12 protein-coding genes and 1 pseudogene are annotated in these 14,433 nt (G+C 67.3%); 5 read left to right on the top strand and 8 right to left on the bottom strand.

Annotated features, from left to right (window positions below):
- Window positions 1–44 precede the first annotated feature (44 nt).
- From ACFWPH_RS08115 to ACFWPH_RS08105, 3 genes are all read right to left on the bottom strand, one after another.
- Window positions 45–443, bottom strand: a complete 399-nt coding sequence (locus ACFWPH_RS08115) for a DUF732 domain-containing protein (RefSeq protein ID WP_378748855.1) — start codon at window positions 441–443, stop codon at window positions 45–47.
- Between the two features lie 261 nt (window positions 444–704).
- Window positions 705–1,502 (bottom strand): ESX secretion-associated protein EspG, encoded by a 798-nt coding sequence (locus ACFWPH_RS08110; RefSeq protein WP_378748854.1) that lies wholly within the window; start codon window positions 1,500–1,502, stop codon window positions 705–707.
- On the bottom strand, window positions 1,499–3,958 hold the full coding sequence (locus tag ACFWPH_RS08105) for a hypothetical protein (RefSeq protein ID WP_378748853.1): 2,460 nt from the start codon (window positions 3,956–3,958) through the stop codon (window positions 1,499–1,501). The genes ACFWPH_RS08110 and ACFWPH_RS08105 overlap by 4 nt, the downstream gene beginning before the upstream one ends.
- 293 nt (window positions 3,959–4,251) lie before the next feature.
- Between ACFWPH_RS08105 and ACFWPH_RS08100 the strand changes: the two genes are divergently transcribed.
- From ACFWPH_RS08100 to ACFWPH_RS08085, 4 genes and pseudogenes are all read left to right on the top strand, one after another.
- Window positions 4,252–5,346 carry an ABC transporter substrate-binding protein gene (locus ACFWPH_RS08100; protein ID WP_378748852.1) on the top strand — a complete coding sequence of 365 codons (1,095 nt, stop codon included), beginning with the start codon at window positions 4,252–4,254 and terminating at the stop codon, window positions 5,344–5,346.
- Window positions 5,343–6,167 (top strand): annotated as a pseudogene (locus ACFWPH_RS08095) (ABC transporter ATP-binding protein); the annotation flags it as partial. The gene ACFWPH_RS08100 and the pseudogene ACFWPH_RS08095, both read left to right, overlap by 4 nt.
- Window positions 6,166–7,044, top strand: a complete 879-nt coding sequence (locus tag ACFWPH_RS08090) for an ABC transporter permease (RefSeq protein ID WP_378748851.1) — start codon at window positions 6,166–6,168, stop codon at window positions 7,042–7,044. The pseudogene ACFWPH_RS08095 and the gene ACFWPH_RS08090, both read left to right, overlap by 2 nt.
- A 12-nt stretch (window positions 7,045–7,056) precedes the next feature.
- Entirely contained in the window at window positions 7,057–8,394 is a 1,338-nt protein-coding gene (locus ACFWPH_RS08085; protein WP_378748850.1) for an LLM class flavin-dependent oxidoreductase, read from the top strand.
- Window positions 8,395–8,578: 184 nt separating this feature from the next.
- Here ACFWPH_RS08085 and ACFWPH_RS08080 read toward each other — a convergent pair whose 3' ends face one another.
- Both ACFWPH_RS08080 and ACFWPH_RS08075 read right to left on the bottom strand, forming a co-directional pair.
- The gene (locus ACFWPH_RS08080) at window positions 8,579–8,935 is read right to left on the bottom strand and encodes a GntR family transcriptional regulator (RefSeq protein WP_378749447.1); all 357 of its coding nucleotides are present in this window, start codon (window positions 8,933–8,935) and stop codon (window positions 8,579–8,581) included.
- Between the two features lie 2 nt (window positions 8,936–8,937).
- The gene (locus ACFWPH_RS08075; RefSeq protein ID WP_378748849.1) at window positions 8,938–9,912 is read right to left on the bottom strand and encodes a hypothetical protein; all 975 of its coding nucleotides are present in this window, start codon (window positions 9,910–9,912) and stop codon (window positions 8,938–8,940) included.
- Window positions 9,913–10,005: 93 nt separating this feature from the next.
- On the opposite strand from ACFWPH_RS08075, the gene ACFWPH_RS08070 reads away from it, so the two are divergent.
- Window positions 10,006–10,365, top strand: coding sequence for a TfoX/Sxy family protein (locus ACFWPH_RS08070; RefSeq protein WP_378748848.1), 360 nt, complete (start codon window positions 10,006–10,008; stop codon window positions 10,363–10,365).
- Between the two features lie 36 nt (window positions 10,366–10,401).
- Here ACFWPH_RS08070 and rsgA read toward each other — a convergent pair whose 3' ends face one another.
- From rsgA to ACFWPH_RS08055, 3 genes are all read right to left on the bottom strand, one after another.
- Entirely contained in the window at window positions 10,402–11,427 is a 1,026-nt protein-coding gene (gene rsgA / locus ACFWPH_RS08065) for a ribosome small subunit-dependent GTPase A (protein WP_378749445.1), read from the bottom strand.
- Window positions 11,400–12,710, bottom strand: coding sequence for a 3-phosphoshikimate 1-carboxyvinyltransferase (aroA, locus tag ACFWPH_RS08060; protein WP_378749443.1), 1,311 nt, complete (start codon window positions 12,708–12,710; stop codon window positions 11,400–11,402). Before aroA ends, rsgA begins: the two co-directional genes overlap by 28 nt.
- A 79-nt stretch (window positions 12,711–12,789) precedes the next feature.
- The gene (locus ACFWPH_RS08055) at window positions 12,790–14,295 is read right to left on the bottom strand and encodes an aldehyde dehydrogenase family protein (protein WP_378748847.1); all 1,506 of its coding nucleotides are present in this window, start codon (window positions 14,293–14,295) and stop codon (window positions 12,790–12,792) included.
- Window positions 14,296–14,433: the final 138 nt, after the last annotated feature.

Below are 14,433 nucleotides of genomic sequence, written 5' to 3'. Positions count from 1 at the left end.
TTTTCGGCGCGGCCCGGCTGCGGTCGTGCCGCAACGCAATCCGTTCAGTTACCGGCGGAATGTCGTGGGCAGTAGGAACCGACGGCGGCCTGTAGGAAGAGATAGGGATACTCCACGAACGGACGGGACTCCTCGGCGAGATAGGTGCGATTCGCCGCGGTGTTACCGGATTTGTCGAGGTATTCACATTGTGCGCGGGCCAGGGCAATGGCGGCGTCCTGTAGCGGTCGCGGCTCGTCGTCGAAGGCGCTGGCCCGGAGGAATTCTCGATCGGTGAAGGGTAGCTGGGCGACGGAGTCGTCCTTGCCGGCCGGGTTGTGCAGGCCGGTGGTACCCGGGGCGCCGGGCCGGGCGGCGCCGGAGTGGGGATGCGCCCAGGCGGCCGGGAGGCCGCCGAACAGGAGTGCGGACGTTGCCGCGCTGATGATCAATATCCTGAACATCGTTCCTTCTGTGCTAGATGACATGCGGGAGGGGAACAGCTGTCGTACACAGATATCCGGATCGCCTGCCTCCGGACGATCGCACCGATGCCTCGCGGTTCGCAGCGGTGGAACTGCATCGATGCGCGCGCATCGCATACTGCATCGATGCGCGCGCATCGTATCGGGAATCGATAGCTGTCTGCGGCTCTTCGGGAAAGAACCGCCGGGGACCGGCGAAACATGGTGACCTCTATTGTTTCCGGGCGGCCACCTGCGAGTTCACTCCTCGTGCTCGAGATTCCGGTCCAACCGCAGCAGCACCTCGGCCACTTGTTCCTGGACCCATTCGACCATCCCCTTGGTCCCCATCCCGGTCGCCACGGGTACCTCCGCGGAGAGTGAAGTGACATAACGTCCGTCGCCGGGCAGATCACGCCAGCGCAACCCCATATCGACCCGGCCGCGCGGGCCGAACATCGACCTGCCCTGGAAAACCCGCACCAATCCGGTCGCGGTGGCCGGAGTGTTCAGGTACGACTCGCTGCGATAGGCCTCGTCATCCTCGGGCTCGTCGTCATCACTGATCAGCGGGACGAACGGCCGGGCATCGGGTTGGGTCTCCGGATCGATCAGGGCGATCTGGCGCATGCGGCCGGCCTTCGTGGTCGGCAGTAGATCCAGGACGGCCTCGGCGAGGGCATGCGGATCACAGGCGACCACATCGAAACCGCCACTGTGCCAAACCGTTTCGCCGGGACGCTGGGTGATCACGAAACCCCGTGCCCGCTGCCGGACGGCATGGACCCGGGTCCACCCTTCGGGTTTCTCCGGCTCCTGTTCGTCCCAGGCTTGCGCGACGACGGTGACATCCGGCCGGGTGAGGGCATCGGCCAGCACGGCCAGTTCGGCATCGTCGCGGTCCCGCAGCTCCCGCAGGGTTTTCGCGCGCTCCGCCCGGTAATCGGCGGCCAGCCAGGTCCGGCTGGTGAAGGTGAACGGAATCGGTAGCTCGGTGCAGCCGTGTTCCTCGCACAGCAGCACGAATTCGAGATCGGTCAGTGCCCAGGCAGGATTCACTGTTCGATCACCGGCCGTACCTTGGCCGGAGATTCGTCGAATACCTCGTCCAGATTCTCCCGCGACACCAGGAATTCGGCCGGTGCGTGACCGTTGCTCTGCCCGGGGCTACCGGGTGAACCCGCGCCCGCGGCCGGTGCGCCCATCATCGGCATACCGGGCGAACCGCCCGGTGATCCGGCGGCAGCCGAGATACCCGAATAGCCGGCGAGATCCAGACCCGGACCGGCGACCGAGGCCCGCGGGAACGGGCTGGGTTTCGTGCCCGGATACGGTGCCAGCGGTTCGGATTCCGCTACCGGGACACCCACGCCACCGCCGGCGCCGAGGCCCGCGGCCGGTGCGAGAGCTTTCGCGGGGTCCAGAAGTTGCTCCACATGCTGCTGCAACGCGCTGGGGTCGAGCATATGCTGTAACTGATCCAGCCCGGGCAGCGTGCCTCCGGTCTGGGCGAAGGCCTGGATTCCCTGGGTGAGCATATTCGTCAGCCGGTCGAGGATGTTCTGTTCTTGCCCGGGTACCGAACCCGGACCCGTCGTCTCCGGGGTACCGCCGAGCAGTGCCGAGATCGCTTCGTCCGGGTCGGTCGTCCCTTCGGTATCGCCGGCCGGCGTGATGTCTTCACCGAAAGCCCCGAACAGGGTCTCCACAGCGCCGTACGGTGAATCCTGCTGGTAGAGCGATTCCAGCGGAGTGTCGTGCAGTTCGGGCGGCATTTGGTCGACGGGAATACCCGTGATCTTCGACAACGCGTCGGCGAGGGTAGGGGGTTTGCCGTCCTTGCCGGTGATCGGGATGTTCTTCAGTGCCTCGGGTAGCTGCGATTTCGGAATGCCGGTGAGCTTGGCGAGGATATCGGCCGCCGTCGGATTCTTCGGCATGGTCGTGCCGGGCGCCGGTGTGCTCTCGCCGGGCACGCTCTCGCCGGGAGTGTCCGCGGCCGGGATCGAAGGGACGGCCGGTGTGGTTTCCCCGCCGGATCCGCCGGTGGAACCGGGGGTGGGCGATGTTGCGCCGGATCCGTATTCGGCCTGATCGTAGCTGGGCACTTCGGGAGTTTGCCCACCGGCGTTGCCGCCGCCCTTGCTGCCGCCTTGCTCTCCGGAGTCCTGCCCCTGTCCTTCGCCCTGCCCCTGCCCTTCACCCTGTCCTTCGCCTTGCCCCTGCCCATTGCTCTGGCCTCGGCCCTCGTCTTGCCCCTGGTCGCCACCCTGACCGCTACCCGAGCCGCCGCCCTGACCATCGCTCTGACCGGAACCCTGCCCGCCCTGGTCGTCGTCCTGGTTTCGGCCGTCCTCGAGTCCCTGGTCGTAGCCGTCGTCATAGCCCGCCTGGTACGACTTCTCCTCCGGGCTCTGGTTTCCCCCGTTGTCATTGTTGTTCTGGTTGTTGTCTTCGTTCGCGGGCGGCGGTTCCGGTTCGGCGATCGGGCCTTCGATCACCGGCATCTCCCGCAGGGTGTTCCGCATCCCTTCGGCGTAATGCTTGTCCCACTCCGCGCGGTACTGCTGGAGTACCGCGTGTTCGACCGAGGACCCGCTGAGGTCGAAATCCTGCTGCGGCATGGAGATCTGAGTTCGGCGCAACCACTCCGCGGTGTAGAACATGTTCTCACTCATCGAGAACATGGAGTTCCACAGTGGGGCGATGGCGTCCACGTAGTTCCTGGTGGCGGTCCGGGCGCGGTCCGCGGCCCGGCCCTGCCATTTGTCCTGGATCCCCTCGATGGCGGCCTCGAACTTCTCCAGTTCGGATTTCGTATGCGAGGCCAGCTGCCACCACCGCTGCCGCATCGCGGCCAGCACGAAGATGCCCCAGGGCAGGTTGTCCGCCAAGCCGCGGAAATGGTCGAAACCGAGCGCCGAACTGTTCTCCAGTTGGACGACATCCGGCGATATCGACTCCTGGCGGCCGATGTAGCGCTGAAGTTCGTCGGGGACGGCGGAGGCCGGCAGGGAACGGTAGTCGTCCTGTTCGCCGTCCCAGCCGGCATTGGTCGGCGTCCCCTCGGGATGGTCGGCGGCGTCGTAGGCGGGGCCATCCGAGTACAGCATCGGAATTTCGGCGCTCGGTTCGACCGGTACCCGGAAATCCGCGAGTTTGTCGAGTTCGGCCGAGTTCTGGTCCTCTGTCCGGCGGTAGTGGAGCCCGGCCTGCACGAACGCGTTCGCCATCTCGGTGCCGATATTTGCGTGGTCCTGCAGCACGGTCGACAGCCGGTCGGCGCGTTCGTTGTAGATCTCCGCGAGCTTCTGCCCCGAGGTCAGGATCCCCCCGGTGAAGTTGCTCAGTTCGTCCATATAGAAATCGTCGATGGCGGCGCGCATCGCCAGCATCTGATCGACCATCCGGCCGGCGGCTTCCGCACCGGTCACCGCGGCGGCGGGTTCGAAATACAGGAGGTCCTGGGAGGCGTCCTGTTTCAAACCGGCCCAGGTGCCCGGCTCTTGAACCATCGGATCCGCCTTCCATCCACTACCCGGACCGGCCCGCTGATCGCTGCGGAACGCGCCGGTACACGCCTGCTGGATTACATCGCACGACATTGAATTCGTTATGGCGCACAGGGAAATTCGGCGCGATATCTCTGCTGGATCCTTGCCCCCGGCGCAGGTGTCCGACGGCCGGGGCAGCGCAGGGCCGACCCCGAGACCGCCGAGTTGGGCTCGCGCTGACGCAAACGGTTCAGAGTTCGTATCCGCCGCCGCACTATGGCATGCAGCCGAATCACCGACTGAGGAATGAAGCCATGCCAAGACGCCCGAAACCACGAGTGCACCGACGGCTACGCGGCTCGGCGGTAACCGCACTGGTCTCCGCCGCGTTGTTGCTGCTGTGCGCCTGCGGTGCCGGCGGTGAGGCGGCCAGGACCGCCGACGGCAAGGCCATTCTGCGATATCAGGGCTGGTCGGGGAAGGTGGGCTTCCACGAGCTCGCTGCCGACCTCGGCTACTACGAGAACGTGCAGCTGGAGTGGGTCGGGGATACCACCAGCGGCCCGCAGGACATCCAGTCCGTCGCCACGGGGCAGATCGACTTCGGGTCCGCGTTCAATGGTGCGGTCGTGAAACTCGATACCGCCGGCGCGCCGATCACCTCGATCCTCAGCTCCTACGGTGCGGATGCCGCCGAATACACCGGGTACTACGTACTCGAGAACAGCCCGATCCGGTCGGCGCGTGACCTCATCGGCAAGAAGGTCGGGATGAATACGCTCGGCGCCCATCACGAATTCCTCACCCGGGAATGGCTCGCGCAGCAGGGGCTGACGCCCGAGGAGATCGATACCGTCCAGCTGACCGTGGTGCCCCCGGTGAACACCGAGCAGGCACTACGCGAAGGGCAGATCGATGTCGCGACCCTCAACAGCGTCTACCGGGAGACCGCGCTCGAACGCGGCGGCCTGCGCGCGCTGTTCACCGACCGTGACCTGTTCGGTGCCTTCAGCTACGGAACCTATGTCATGCGCGACGATTTCATCGCCGCCGATCCCGAGGTAGTGCGCGATTTCGTGCAGGGTACGGCCCGCGCGGTCCGCTGGACGCAGACGCGGCCCCGGGAGGAGGTGATCGCGCGCTTCGCCGATATCATCGCCGCCCGCGGCCGTGCGGAAAGCGCGGAGACCGTGCAGTTCTGGCGTAGTTCCGGTATCCCGGCGCCGGGCGCGGTCATCGCGGAACGTGAACTACAGGTCTGGATCGACTGGCTGGTCCGCAACGGCGAGCTCGAGGACGATGTGCCGGCCGCTCGCGACCTCTACACCAATGAGTACAACCCGTACGCCAACGGCACCTACCCCGCCGACAGTGGACCCGATGGACAAGTATTGGCCGGTGAGAAATGACCAGCACACCCAAACTCCGCCTGGACGAGGTGAGCAAAACCTTCCCGATCCGGGGCCGTAAGGCCGAGCTGACCGCAGTCCAGGACATCACCCTGGACTTGGCCGCCGGTGAATTCCTGGTCCTCGTCGGTCCCAGCGGTTGCGGAAAATCCACGCTGCTCGACCTGCTCGGTGGACTGAGCGCCCCGACCTCGGGGCGAATCCTGCTCGACGGCACCCCGATCACCGGGCCCGGACTGGATCGCGGAATCGTCTTCCAGCAGTATGCATTACTGCCGTGGCGGTCGGCGCGCCGCAATATCGAATTCGGGCTGGAAGCCAAGGGCATACCGCGTGCCGAACGCCGGGAACGCGCCGAACACTACCTCGAACTGGTCGGGCTGGCCGGGTTCGCCGACCGGTATCCGCACGAACTGTCCGGTGGGATGAAGCAGCGGGTCGCGATCGCCCGCAGTCTCGCCTACGACCCCGAGGTTCTGCTGATGGACGAACCGTTCGCCGCGCTCGACGCGCAGACCCGCGAATCGCTTCAGGACGAACTACTGCGCATCTGGGAGCGCACGGATAAGACGATCCTGTTCATCACCCACGGCATCGACGAGGCGATCTACCTGGGGCAGCGGGTGGCCGTACTCACCTCGCGGCCCGGCCGGGTGAAGACGGTGGTCGATATCGATATCGACCGCACGGCCGACGATATCCGTTCCGGCGCCGAATTCCGGGAACTGCGCCACCGGATCTGGTCGCTGCTCCACGGCGAGGTCGAACGCGCCCGCTCGCTCGAACTCGCCGCTGTCTCGACCACGGAAGAGGTTCAGCATGTCCAGCGCACTCGCCACCGGCACTCTCGACAGTGCGCCACGCGCCGGATCCGAACGCGCCGAAACCCGGCCCGGGGCGGCCGCCCGGCCCCGTGTACCGCGATGGGGGCGGCGCACGGCGGCCGTGGCGTGGCGTGTGGTGAAACCTTCGGTGGCGATCCTGACCTTCCTCGCCGTGTGGGAGATCGCGCCTCGCGCGGGGCTGGTCGACAAGGTGTTCCTGCCACCGTTCACCGAGGTCGCCGCCACCTTTTTCGAGCTGATCGGAAACGGTCAGCTGTGGGAACACATATCGACGAGCCTGACCCGGGCGCTCACCGGTTTCGTGATCGCGGTCGCGTTCGCGGTACCGCTGGGGGTCGCGATCGCCTGGTACCGGCCGGTGGCCGATTTCCTCAACCCGGTTCTGGAGCTGTTTCGCAATACCGCGGCGCTGGCGTTGCTGCCGGTATTCGTCCTGGTCCTGGGTATCGGGGAAACCTCCAAGGTCGCGCTGGTGATCTACGCCTGCGCTTTCCCGGTGCTGCTGAACACCATCTCCGGGGTCCGCACAGTGGAGCCGCTGCTCGTGAAATCGGCTCGTTCGCTGGGGTTCTCCCAATTCGCCATCGTGTACAAGGTGGTGCTGCCCGCCGCGGTCCCGACCATCTTCACCGGCCTGCGGATGGCCGCGGCGTCCTCGATCCTGGTGCTGATCGCGGCGGAGATGGTCGGTGCGAAAGCCGGGCTGGGCTACCTGATCACGGCTGCCCAGCTCAATTTCCAGATCCCCGATATGTATGCCGGGATCATCGCCATCGCGCTGGTCGGGCTGATCTTCAACGCGGTTCTCGTATTCACCGAACGCCGGCTGTCGCGCTGGCGTGTGGCTCTGTAGGGCGGTGCGCCGATGTCCTCACAACTTCACCTCAACGCGTTCCTCATGGGGGTCGGCCACCACGAGGCGGCCTGGCGGCATCCGCGCACCGATGCTCGTAATGTGCTGCGGGCCGGATATTTTCAGGAGCTCGCCCGGATCGCCGAACGCGGCAAACTCGATTCGGTGTTCTTCGCCGATCTGCTTTCGGTGGGTGCCCGAATCGAACGCAACACCCAGACGATTTTCGAACCGATCACCCTGCTGTCGGCGATGGCGGTGGCCACCGAACATATCGGCCTGATCGCCACGGCCTCCACCGGCTACAACGAGCCGTACAACCTGGCCCGGTCCCTCGCCTCGCTGGACCGGATCAGCGGCGGCCGGGCGGGCTGGAACATCGTCACATCCGTGGGCGCCGACGAGGCTGCCAACTTCGGTTACGCCGAGGTCCCCGACCACGCCGGACGCTATCGCCGGGCCGGTGAATTCGTCGAGGTGGCCACGGCCCTGTGGGATTCGTGGGAACCCGACGCCGTCGTCCTCGACACTGCCACCGGTATCTTCGCCGACCCGGACAAGGTGCATACGGTCGACCATCTGGGGGAGCGGTTCACCGTGCGTGGCCCGCTCAATGTGCCCGCATCCGCCCAGGGGCGCCCGTTGCTCGTCCAGGCCGGGTCGTCGGAAAGCGGAAAAGCGTTCGCCGGCCGCTGGGCGGAGGCGGTTTTCACCGCACAACGTTCGATCCCGGAGGGACAAGATTTCTATCGCGATGTGAAGGCCCGCGCCGTCGCGGCCGGGCGCGATCCGGACGAGGTGAAGATCCTGCCGGGGATCGTGCCCTTCATGGCCGAATCCGAAGCGGCCGGCCGGCGGCTGGAAAGGGAATTCACCGAACTGATCTCACCGGAGTACGCGCTGCGTCAACTCTCCCAGATCGTAGGGGTGGACCTCACCGGATATCCACTGGATGCGCCACTGCCCCCGCTGCCACCACTGGAAAAGATCCAAGGCAACAAAAGCCGCTACCAGCTGGTGAAGGATCTGGCGTCCCGCGAATCGCTGACCATCGGTGACCTCGTCGCCGAGCTCGGTGGCGGTCGCGGCCACCGCACCGTGGCGGGTACGCCGGAACAGATCGCCGACGACCTGCAGCGCTGGTTCGAAGCCGGCGCCGCCGACGGATTCAACGTGATGCCGCCGTATCTGCCCGGCGGCCTGACCGATTTCGTCGACCAGGTGGTCCCGATCCTGCAGGCCCGCGGTCTGTTTCGCAGCGACTACACCGAGACCACCTTGCGTGGACACTACGGACTCCGTCCACATATCGGCCGGTACACGCGGGCGGTTGCGGGGGTCGGCGGGTAGCCGCCGCGCACGGCTCCGGTGGAGGCGCGCATCCGGGTGGTTCTCGTATCCACCGAGCGCCGGCTGTCGCGCCGGCGGGTGGCGCTGTCGGTGATGTTCGGCCGCCGGGCCCCGTGTCCTCCGACGGTGACACCCACTACCGGGCAGTGGTGCTGCCGGGAACACCCCGCTACCGGCCGAGGGGTCAGCGAGTGGCCGCGGTCCGGACGAGTTCGATGAGTTCGTTCTCGTCCAGGCCGATATGGCGAGCGGCGGCGACGAGCTGACCGGCGAGGTCAACGACGACAGCCCGGCCGGCCGGGCTCCCGGCCCGGACCGTCGCGCCCCGGCCCCGGCGGAGTTCGATCAGGCCTTCGTCGCGGAGCCGCTGGTATCCGGCGAGCACCGTGTGAATGCTGACATCCAGCGACGCGGCCAGGTCGCGGGCGCCGGGCAGGCGCTCGCCCGCGGTCGCCTCACCGTCCGCGATGGCCCTGCGTACGCAGGCCGCGATCTGGTCGGCCAGGGGGTCCGGGCGCGCCGGATCGACACGGATGAGCACCGTCACGCGGCCTTCTGCACGACACCGGCCAGAACCCCCGCACCCGTTTCGGCGTCATCCACCGAAACCGCGAACTGCCGGCCCGAGCGGCGGGTCACCACGATGCCCGGACCGCCCCGCAACACCACCGCGGTGGCGCCCGGGGTCAGCCGGATTCCGTATCCGCCGTAGTGGGCGGGTGAGATATCGGTGGCGGTGACCTCGGTGATTTCGGCGGGCGACAATCGCCACCGCGGCCAGCCCAGCAGACCGGTTCCCACGGTGAGCCCGCGCTGATCGACGACTACCCTCACGAGCGCGAGTTGGCCCACCAGCAGTCCGGCGAGTACCGCGATCACACCTACACCGGGGTGTACGACGAATCCGACCGCCACGCCGATCACTGCCGACGTCACGCCGGCCAGCAGCATCCATGGTGAGGTCGCCCGGCGTGACCAGCTCACTCGTTCCGTGCGTCCGATGGGAAGGGGTTCGGCGGGTGCGGGCGCATGCTCGGCCACCGGGCTCGCCGGAGCGACGAGCCAGCCCAGGGCGCCGCACAGCAACGCCAGCACCGCCGCCACCGGAAACATCCAGCCGGGCAGGGTCGCCTGTGCGGGATCCGTCAGGCCGAGGTTGGCGCGGGTGCTCGCGAACAGGATGACGCCGAGCAGTGCGCCGACTCCCCAGGAGCTGGAGACGAGCAAACGGTTGGGGTCGAGGGTGGTATCCGGCCGGCGTGCCGGTGCGCCCTTCCGGTTGGCGGCCACCAGCATCGCGGCGAACAGCACACCGAAGCCGATGGCCAGCGCGGCGGCGATACCCATGGTGGCGACCCGCCCGGTGAAACCGTCGGCACCGCCGGAGGAGAAGTGGGTGGCCAGCGGATCGGGAAGATCCTCGGCCGCGGTGGCCAGCAGGACGAGGTTGGGGACGGCGAAGAGGATGGGCGGGAGCCCGGCCAGTATGCAGAGCCGGAGCGAGCTGGGGTTTGTCACGGCAACTCCTTTGTTATGTTTGAATCATAACAAAGGGTTCAGTGATGGCTGGTTCGCGGTGGACCTGTCGGCGGGGACGCGCACACTGACCCCATGGCATACGACGAAGAACTGGCGGAGCGGATCCGGGACGTGGTGGGCCCCGCGGCCGATATCTCCGAACGCAAGATGTTCGGCGGGCTGGCCTTCCTGTTCGGCGGGCATATGGGGGTCGTCGTGCTGGGTGGCGGCGGATTGATGATCCGGATGGCACCCGAGGAGGCGGCCGCGCTGGTCGACGATATCTCCGTGGCGCCGATGGTGATGCAGGGCCGGGAACTGGACGGCTGGCTGCGGGTGAGCTCCGGCGCTGTCGCCGGCGATCCCGCGCTCACGGCATGGGTGGACCGTGGTGCCCGGTTCGCCCGGTTGCTGCCACCCAAGAAACCGAAACCCGCGAAGCCGCAACGCTGATACGCCCACCGCCGGAAGTACTGCGGCAGGACGTTTTCACCAGGCTTCGTTCGAATTCAACGCGACCAGCAACCGGCGGATCGCGACCACCCGGCGCGCTTTGTCCGGGAGCTCGTCGAGGGCACATTCCGGATCCGCGGGCGGCCCGAGATGGGTGCATCCGCGTGGGCAGTCCTCGATCGCGGCGGCGAGATCGGTGAACGCGGCGAGCACGTCGTCGGGGGTGATATGGGCGAGACCGAACGAGCGCACACCCGGGGTATCGATCACCCAGCCGCCGTCCGGCAGTGCCAGCGCGACCGACTGTGTGGACGTGTGCTTACCTTTGCCGACGCCGGAAACCTCCCCGACCGCCCGTGCCGCATCCGGAACCAGCCGGTTCACCAGCGTGGATTTCCCGACACCCGAATGCCCGAGAAAGCAGGTCAGGCGGCCGGTGAGCAACTCCAGGGCGGCGTCGATGGGGTCGTCGACCCCGGCATAGACGATGGTCAGATCGAGGTCGGTGAAATCGCGGGCGAACTGCGAATCCGCGGCCAGATCATGCTTGGTCAGGCACAGCACCGGCGTCAGGCCACCGGCGAAAGCGGCGACCATCGCACGTTCGACGAAACCGGTTCGCGGCGGCGGATCGGCCAGCGCCACCACGATGAACAACTGTTCGGCATTACCGACGACCACCCGTTCGAACGGGTCGGTATCGTCGGCCGTCCGGCGTAATACGGTGCGCCGCTCGGCGACCCGCACGATCCGCGCGAGGGTGTCCGGCCGGCCGGAGAGATCGCCGACCACATCCACCTCGTCGCCCACCACGATCGGTGTCCGGCCCAGTTCCCGGGCGCGCATCGCGACCAGCGGCCGCGCCGGATCGCCGTCCAGTACACAACCCCAGCGCCCCCGGTCCACCGACACCACCATCGCCGACTGTGCGTCACGATGCTGCGGGCGGGTTTTGGTGCGCGGCCGCGAACTGCGCCCCGGACGCACCCGCACATCGGATTCGTCGTAGGAGGCGCTGCTACGGCCGCGGCGGCTCAGTGGGCCGCTCCCGGTGCGGCCGATTGCGGGTCGAGCATGGACTCCCACAGGCTGACGAAATCGGGCAGGGTTTTGGCGGTCGTGCCGATATCCTCGATCTCCACGCCGGGTACGGCGAGGCCGAGAATCGCACCGGCCGTGGCCATCCGGTGATCGGCGTAGGAATGCCAGCGGCCGCCGCGCAGCGGGGCCGGAGTGATCGCCAGCCCGTCCTCGGTTTCGGTGACCTGACCGCCGAGCCGGTTGATCTCGGTGGACAGGGCGGCGAGCCGATCGGTTTCGTGGCCGCGCAGATGCGCGATACCGCGCAGCCGCGATTCCGAATCCGCGAGCGCGGCCAGCGCCGCGACCGTAGGCGTCAGCTCGCCCACATCGTGCAGGTCGATATCGATACCGGCGAGCCGGTCGGGGCCGGTCACGGTGAGGGCTCCGTCGGAGAAACCGGCTTCGGCGCCCATCCGCACGAGGATCTCCCGGATCACATCGCCGGCCTGGGTGGTCAGACGCGGCCAGTGCGGGATACTCACCTGCCCGCCGGTGACCGCCGCGGCCGCCAGGAACGGGGTGGCGTTGGACAGATCGGGTTCGACCTTCCAGTCGACCGCGCGGATCTCGCCCGGCGCCACCGTCCAGACCTGTTCGGCGCGGTTGTCGGCCGGTGCCTCGACCGTCACATCGGCGCGGCGCAGCATCTCCACCGTCATCTCGATATGCGGCATGGAGGGCAGGGCGCCACCGGAGTGCCGGACCGTGACGCCCTCGTCGAACCGGGCGGCCGAGAGCAGCAGCCCGGATACGAACTGTGAGGAACCGGAGGCATCGATGGTGACGGTGCCGCCGCGTAGCGCACCGTCACCGCGCACGGTGAACGGCAGGGCGTCGCCCTCGATGGCTGCGCCGAGCCCACGCAGGGCGTCGAGAATGGTGCGCAGCGGGCGGACGCGGGCGGCGATATCGCCGTCGACGGACGTATCCCCGGTCGCCAGCGTGGCGACCGGCGGCACGAAACGCATCACCGTACCCGCCAGCCCGCAATCGACCCGGCCGCCACGGAGCGGGCCGGGAGTGACGGCAAGGGTATCGGCATCGCCGATGATCTGGGTGCCGAGCGCGCGTAGGGCATCGATCATCAGTCCGGTATCGCGGCTGCGTAGCGCGCCGGTGATGGTGGACGGACCGTCGGCGAGCGCGGCCAGGACCAGCGCTCTGTTCGTGATCGATTTGGAGCCGGGCAGGGTGACGGTCGCCTGCACGGGGGCGTCGACATGGGGCGCTGGCCAGAAACTCACTGCACCATCTTGGCGCATCGGGCCGACAGGCGTGCCGGTGGTGCTCCCGAGTGTGTCGCCGGGCACCACCGGCCGCCTGTTCATCTGTGCCGGACTCTCACTTGTTGCGGCCGTGCAGCAGCGGCACCATCTTGCGCAGCATCTTCATATTCGCCTGGGTGCGGCTGTAGCTCATCAGCGCCATACCCGGGATCGCGAAGCGCTGAACCGCGATCGAATGCGGTCGGACGAACTCGCGCAGGCCCGGTTCGCCGTGGATACGGCCGATACCGGAATCGGCGCTGCCGCCGAACGGCAGGCCGGGGATGGCGGCGAAACCGAGCACCGAGTTCACCGAGGTCGCACCGACTTTCAGGCGGCGGGCGATCTCCAGGCCGTTGTTCTTGGAGTACACGGCCGAGGCCAGGCCGAAGGTGGTGTTGTTCGCCAGCTCGATCGCCTGGTCGATGGTGTCGACCGTGGTGACGGTGACGGTCGGCCCGAAGGTTTCCTCCTTGACCGCGGCGGAGTTCTCGTCCACGTCGACCAGGACGACCGGTTCGATGAACGGGCCCTTCACCGATTCCGGGCCACCCAGCAGCGCCTTGCCGCCACTGGCCAGCGCCGCCTCGATATGCCGCTTGACGATATCGATCTGGCTCGGCATCGTCATCGGGCCGTAGGCGGCACTGTCTTCGGAACCGGGCTTGACGTCCTTCAGGATGCGGGTCAGCTCGGCGAGGAACTGGTCCTTCACCGATTTGTCCACGTAGACGCGTTCCACGCCCGCGCAGGTCTGGCCGCTGTTGGAGGTGGCGCCCCAGGCCACGGCGTCGGCGGCGGCCTTCACGTCGGCGTCCGCGGCGACGATCACCGGGTCTTTACCGCCGCATTCCAGCAGCACCGGGGTGAGGTTCTCGGCGGCCGAGGCCATGATCTTGCGGCCGGTGGCGGCCGAACCGGTGAACGCGATCTTGTCCACATCCGATTTCACCAGGGCGGCGCCGGTGGCCCCGTAACCGTTGATCGCGACGAATACACCCTCGGGCAGCTCCGGGTTGGCCTCGGAAAAGGCCTCGGCCACGAAATTGCCGATACCCGTGGAGAATTCGGACGGCTTGAACACGACGGTGTTACCCGCGGCGAGGGCATAGGCGATCGACCCGTTCGGGGTGTACACCGGATAGTTCCACGGACCGATCACGCCGACGACGCCCAGCGGGCGGTACTCGATCCGGGCTGCGAAATTCGCCATCATCGGGCCCGAGGGGACTTTCTGCGGCGACAGCTCCTTCTTGGCGTTCTTGGCCGCCCATGAGATGTGCTCGAGCGCCAGCATGAGCTCCAGGAAGGCGTCGTCGACCGGTTTGCCGTTCTCGGCATGGATGAGGGCGCAGAACTCGTCGGATTTGGCGACCAGCCGGCTGGACCAGCGCAGCAGCGCTTTCTTACGGCCGTCGAATCCGAGATCGGACCAGACGCCGGTTGCTGCGCGGGCCTTGGCGACGGCGTCGGCGACCGCCGTGTCATCCGCGATCGGATACGTGGCCAGCGTCGCGCCGGTGGCCGGATCGACCGAGGTGAGCACCGATTCTTTCTCGGCGGCTTTTTCTGTGGTTGTCACAGGGTCTCCTCTGCGGGAAGTAGGGCGGTAGCTGCGCGCGCGGACGGTGCAGCCTGTGACCGCCACGTCCCCGTTGAGAGAATGCTAAGACATAACTCTCAACACGTCACCCAGTACTAGCCCCCATTGTCGTCCTCC

This window comes from Nocardia sp. NPDC058499 (assembly GCF_042719915.1).
Classification (GTDB): Bacteria; Actinomycetota; Actinomycetes; order Mycobacteriales; family Mycobacteriaceae; genus Nocardia.
The sequence above is the reverse complement of the archived record's forward strand: the minus strand, read 5'-3'. Positions and strand labels throughout refer to the sequence as shown.

What these genes read in the sequence shown, in the direction of transcription:
- ACFWPH_RS08070 (WP_378748848.1), top strand. Translation starts at nt 10,006, where the DNA reads ATGGCATACGACGAAGAACTGGCGGAGCGGATCCGGGACGTGGTGGGC.
- ACFWPH_RS08105 (WP_378748853.1), bottom strand. Translation starts at nt 3,958, where the DNA reads ATGGTTCAAGAGCCGGGCACCTGGGCCGGTTTGAAACAGGACGCCTCC.
- ACFWPH_RS08090 (WP_378748851.1), top strand. Translation starts at nt 6,166, where the DNA reads ATGTCCAGCGCACTCGCCACCGGCACTCTCGACAGTGCGCCACGCGCC.
- ACFWPH_RS08115 (WP_378748855.1), bottom strand. Translation starts at nt 443, where the DNA reads ATGTTCAGGATATTGATCATCAGCGCGGCAACGTCCGCACTCCTGTTC.
- ACFWPH_RS08085 (WP_378748850.1), top strand. Translation starts at nt 7,057, where the DNA reads ATGTCCTCACAACTTCACCTCAACGCGTTCCTCATGGGGGTCGGCCAC.
- ACFWPH_RS08100 (WP_378748852.1), top strand. Translation starts at nt 4,252, where the DNA reads ATGCCAAGACGCCCGAAACCACGAGTGCACCGACGGCTACGCGGCTCG.
- aroA (WP_378749443.1), bottom strand. Translation starts at nt 12,710, where the DNA reads ATGCGCCAAGATGGTGCAGTGAGTTTCTGGCCAGCGCCCCATGTCGAC.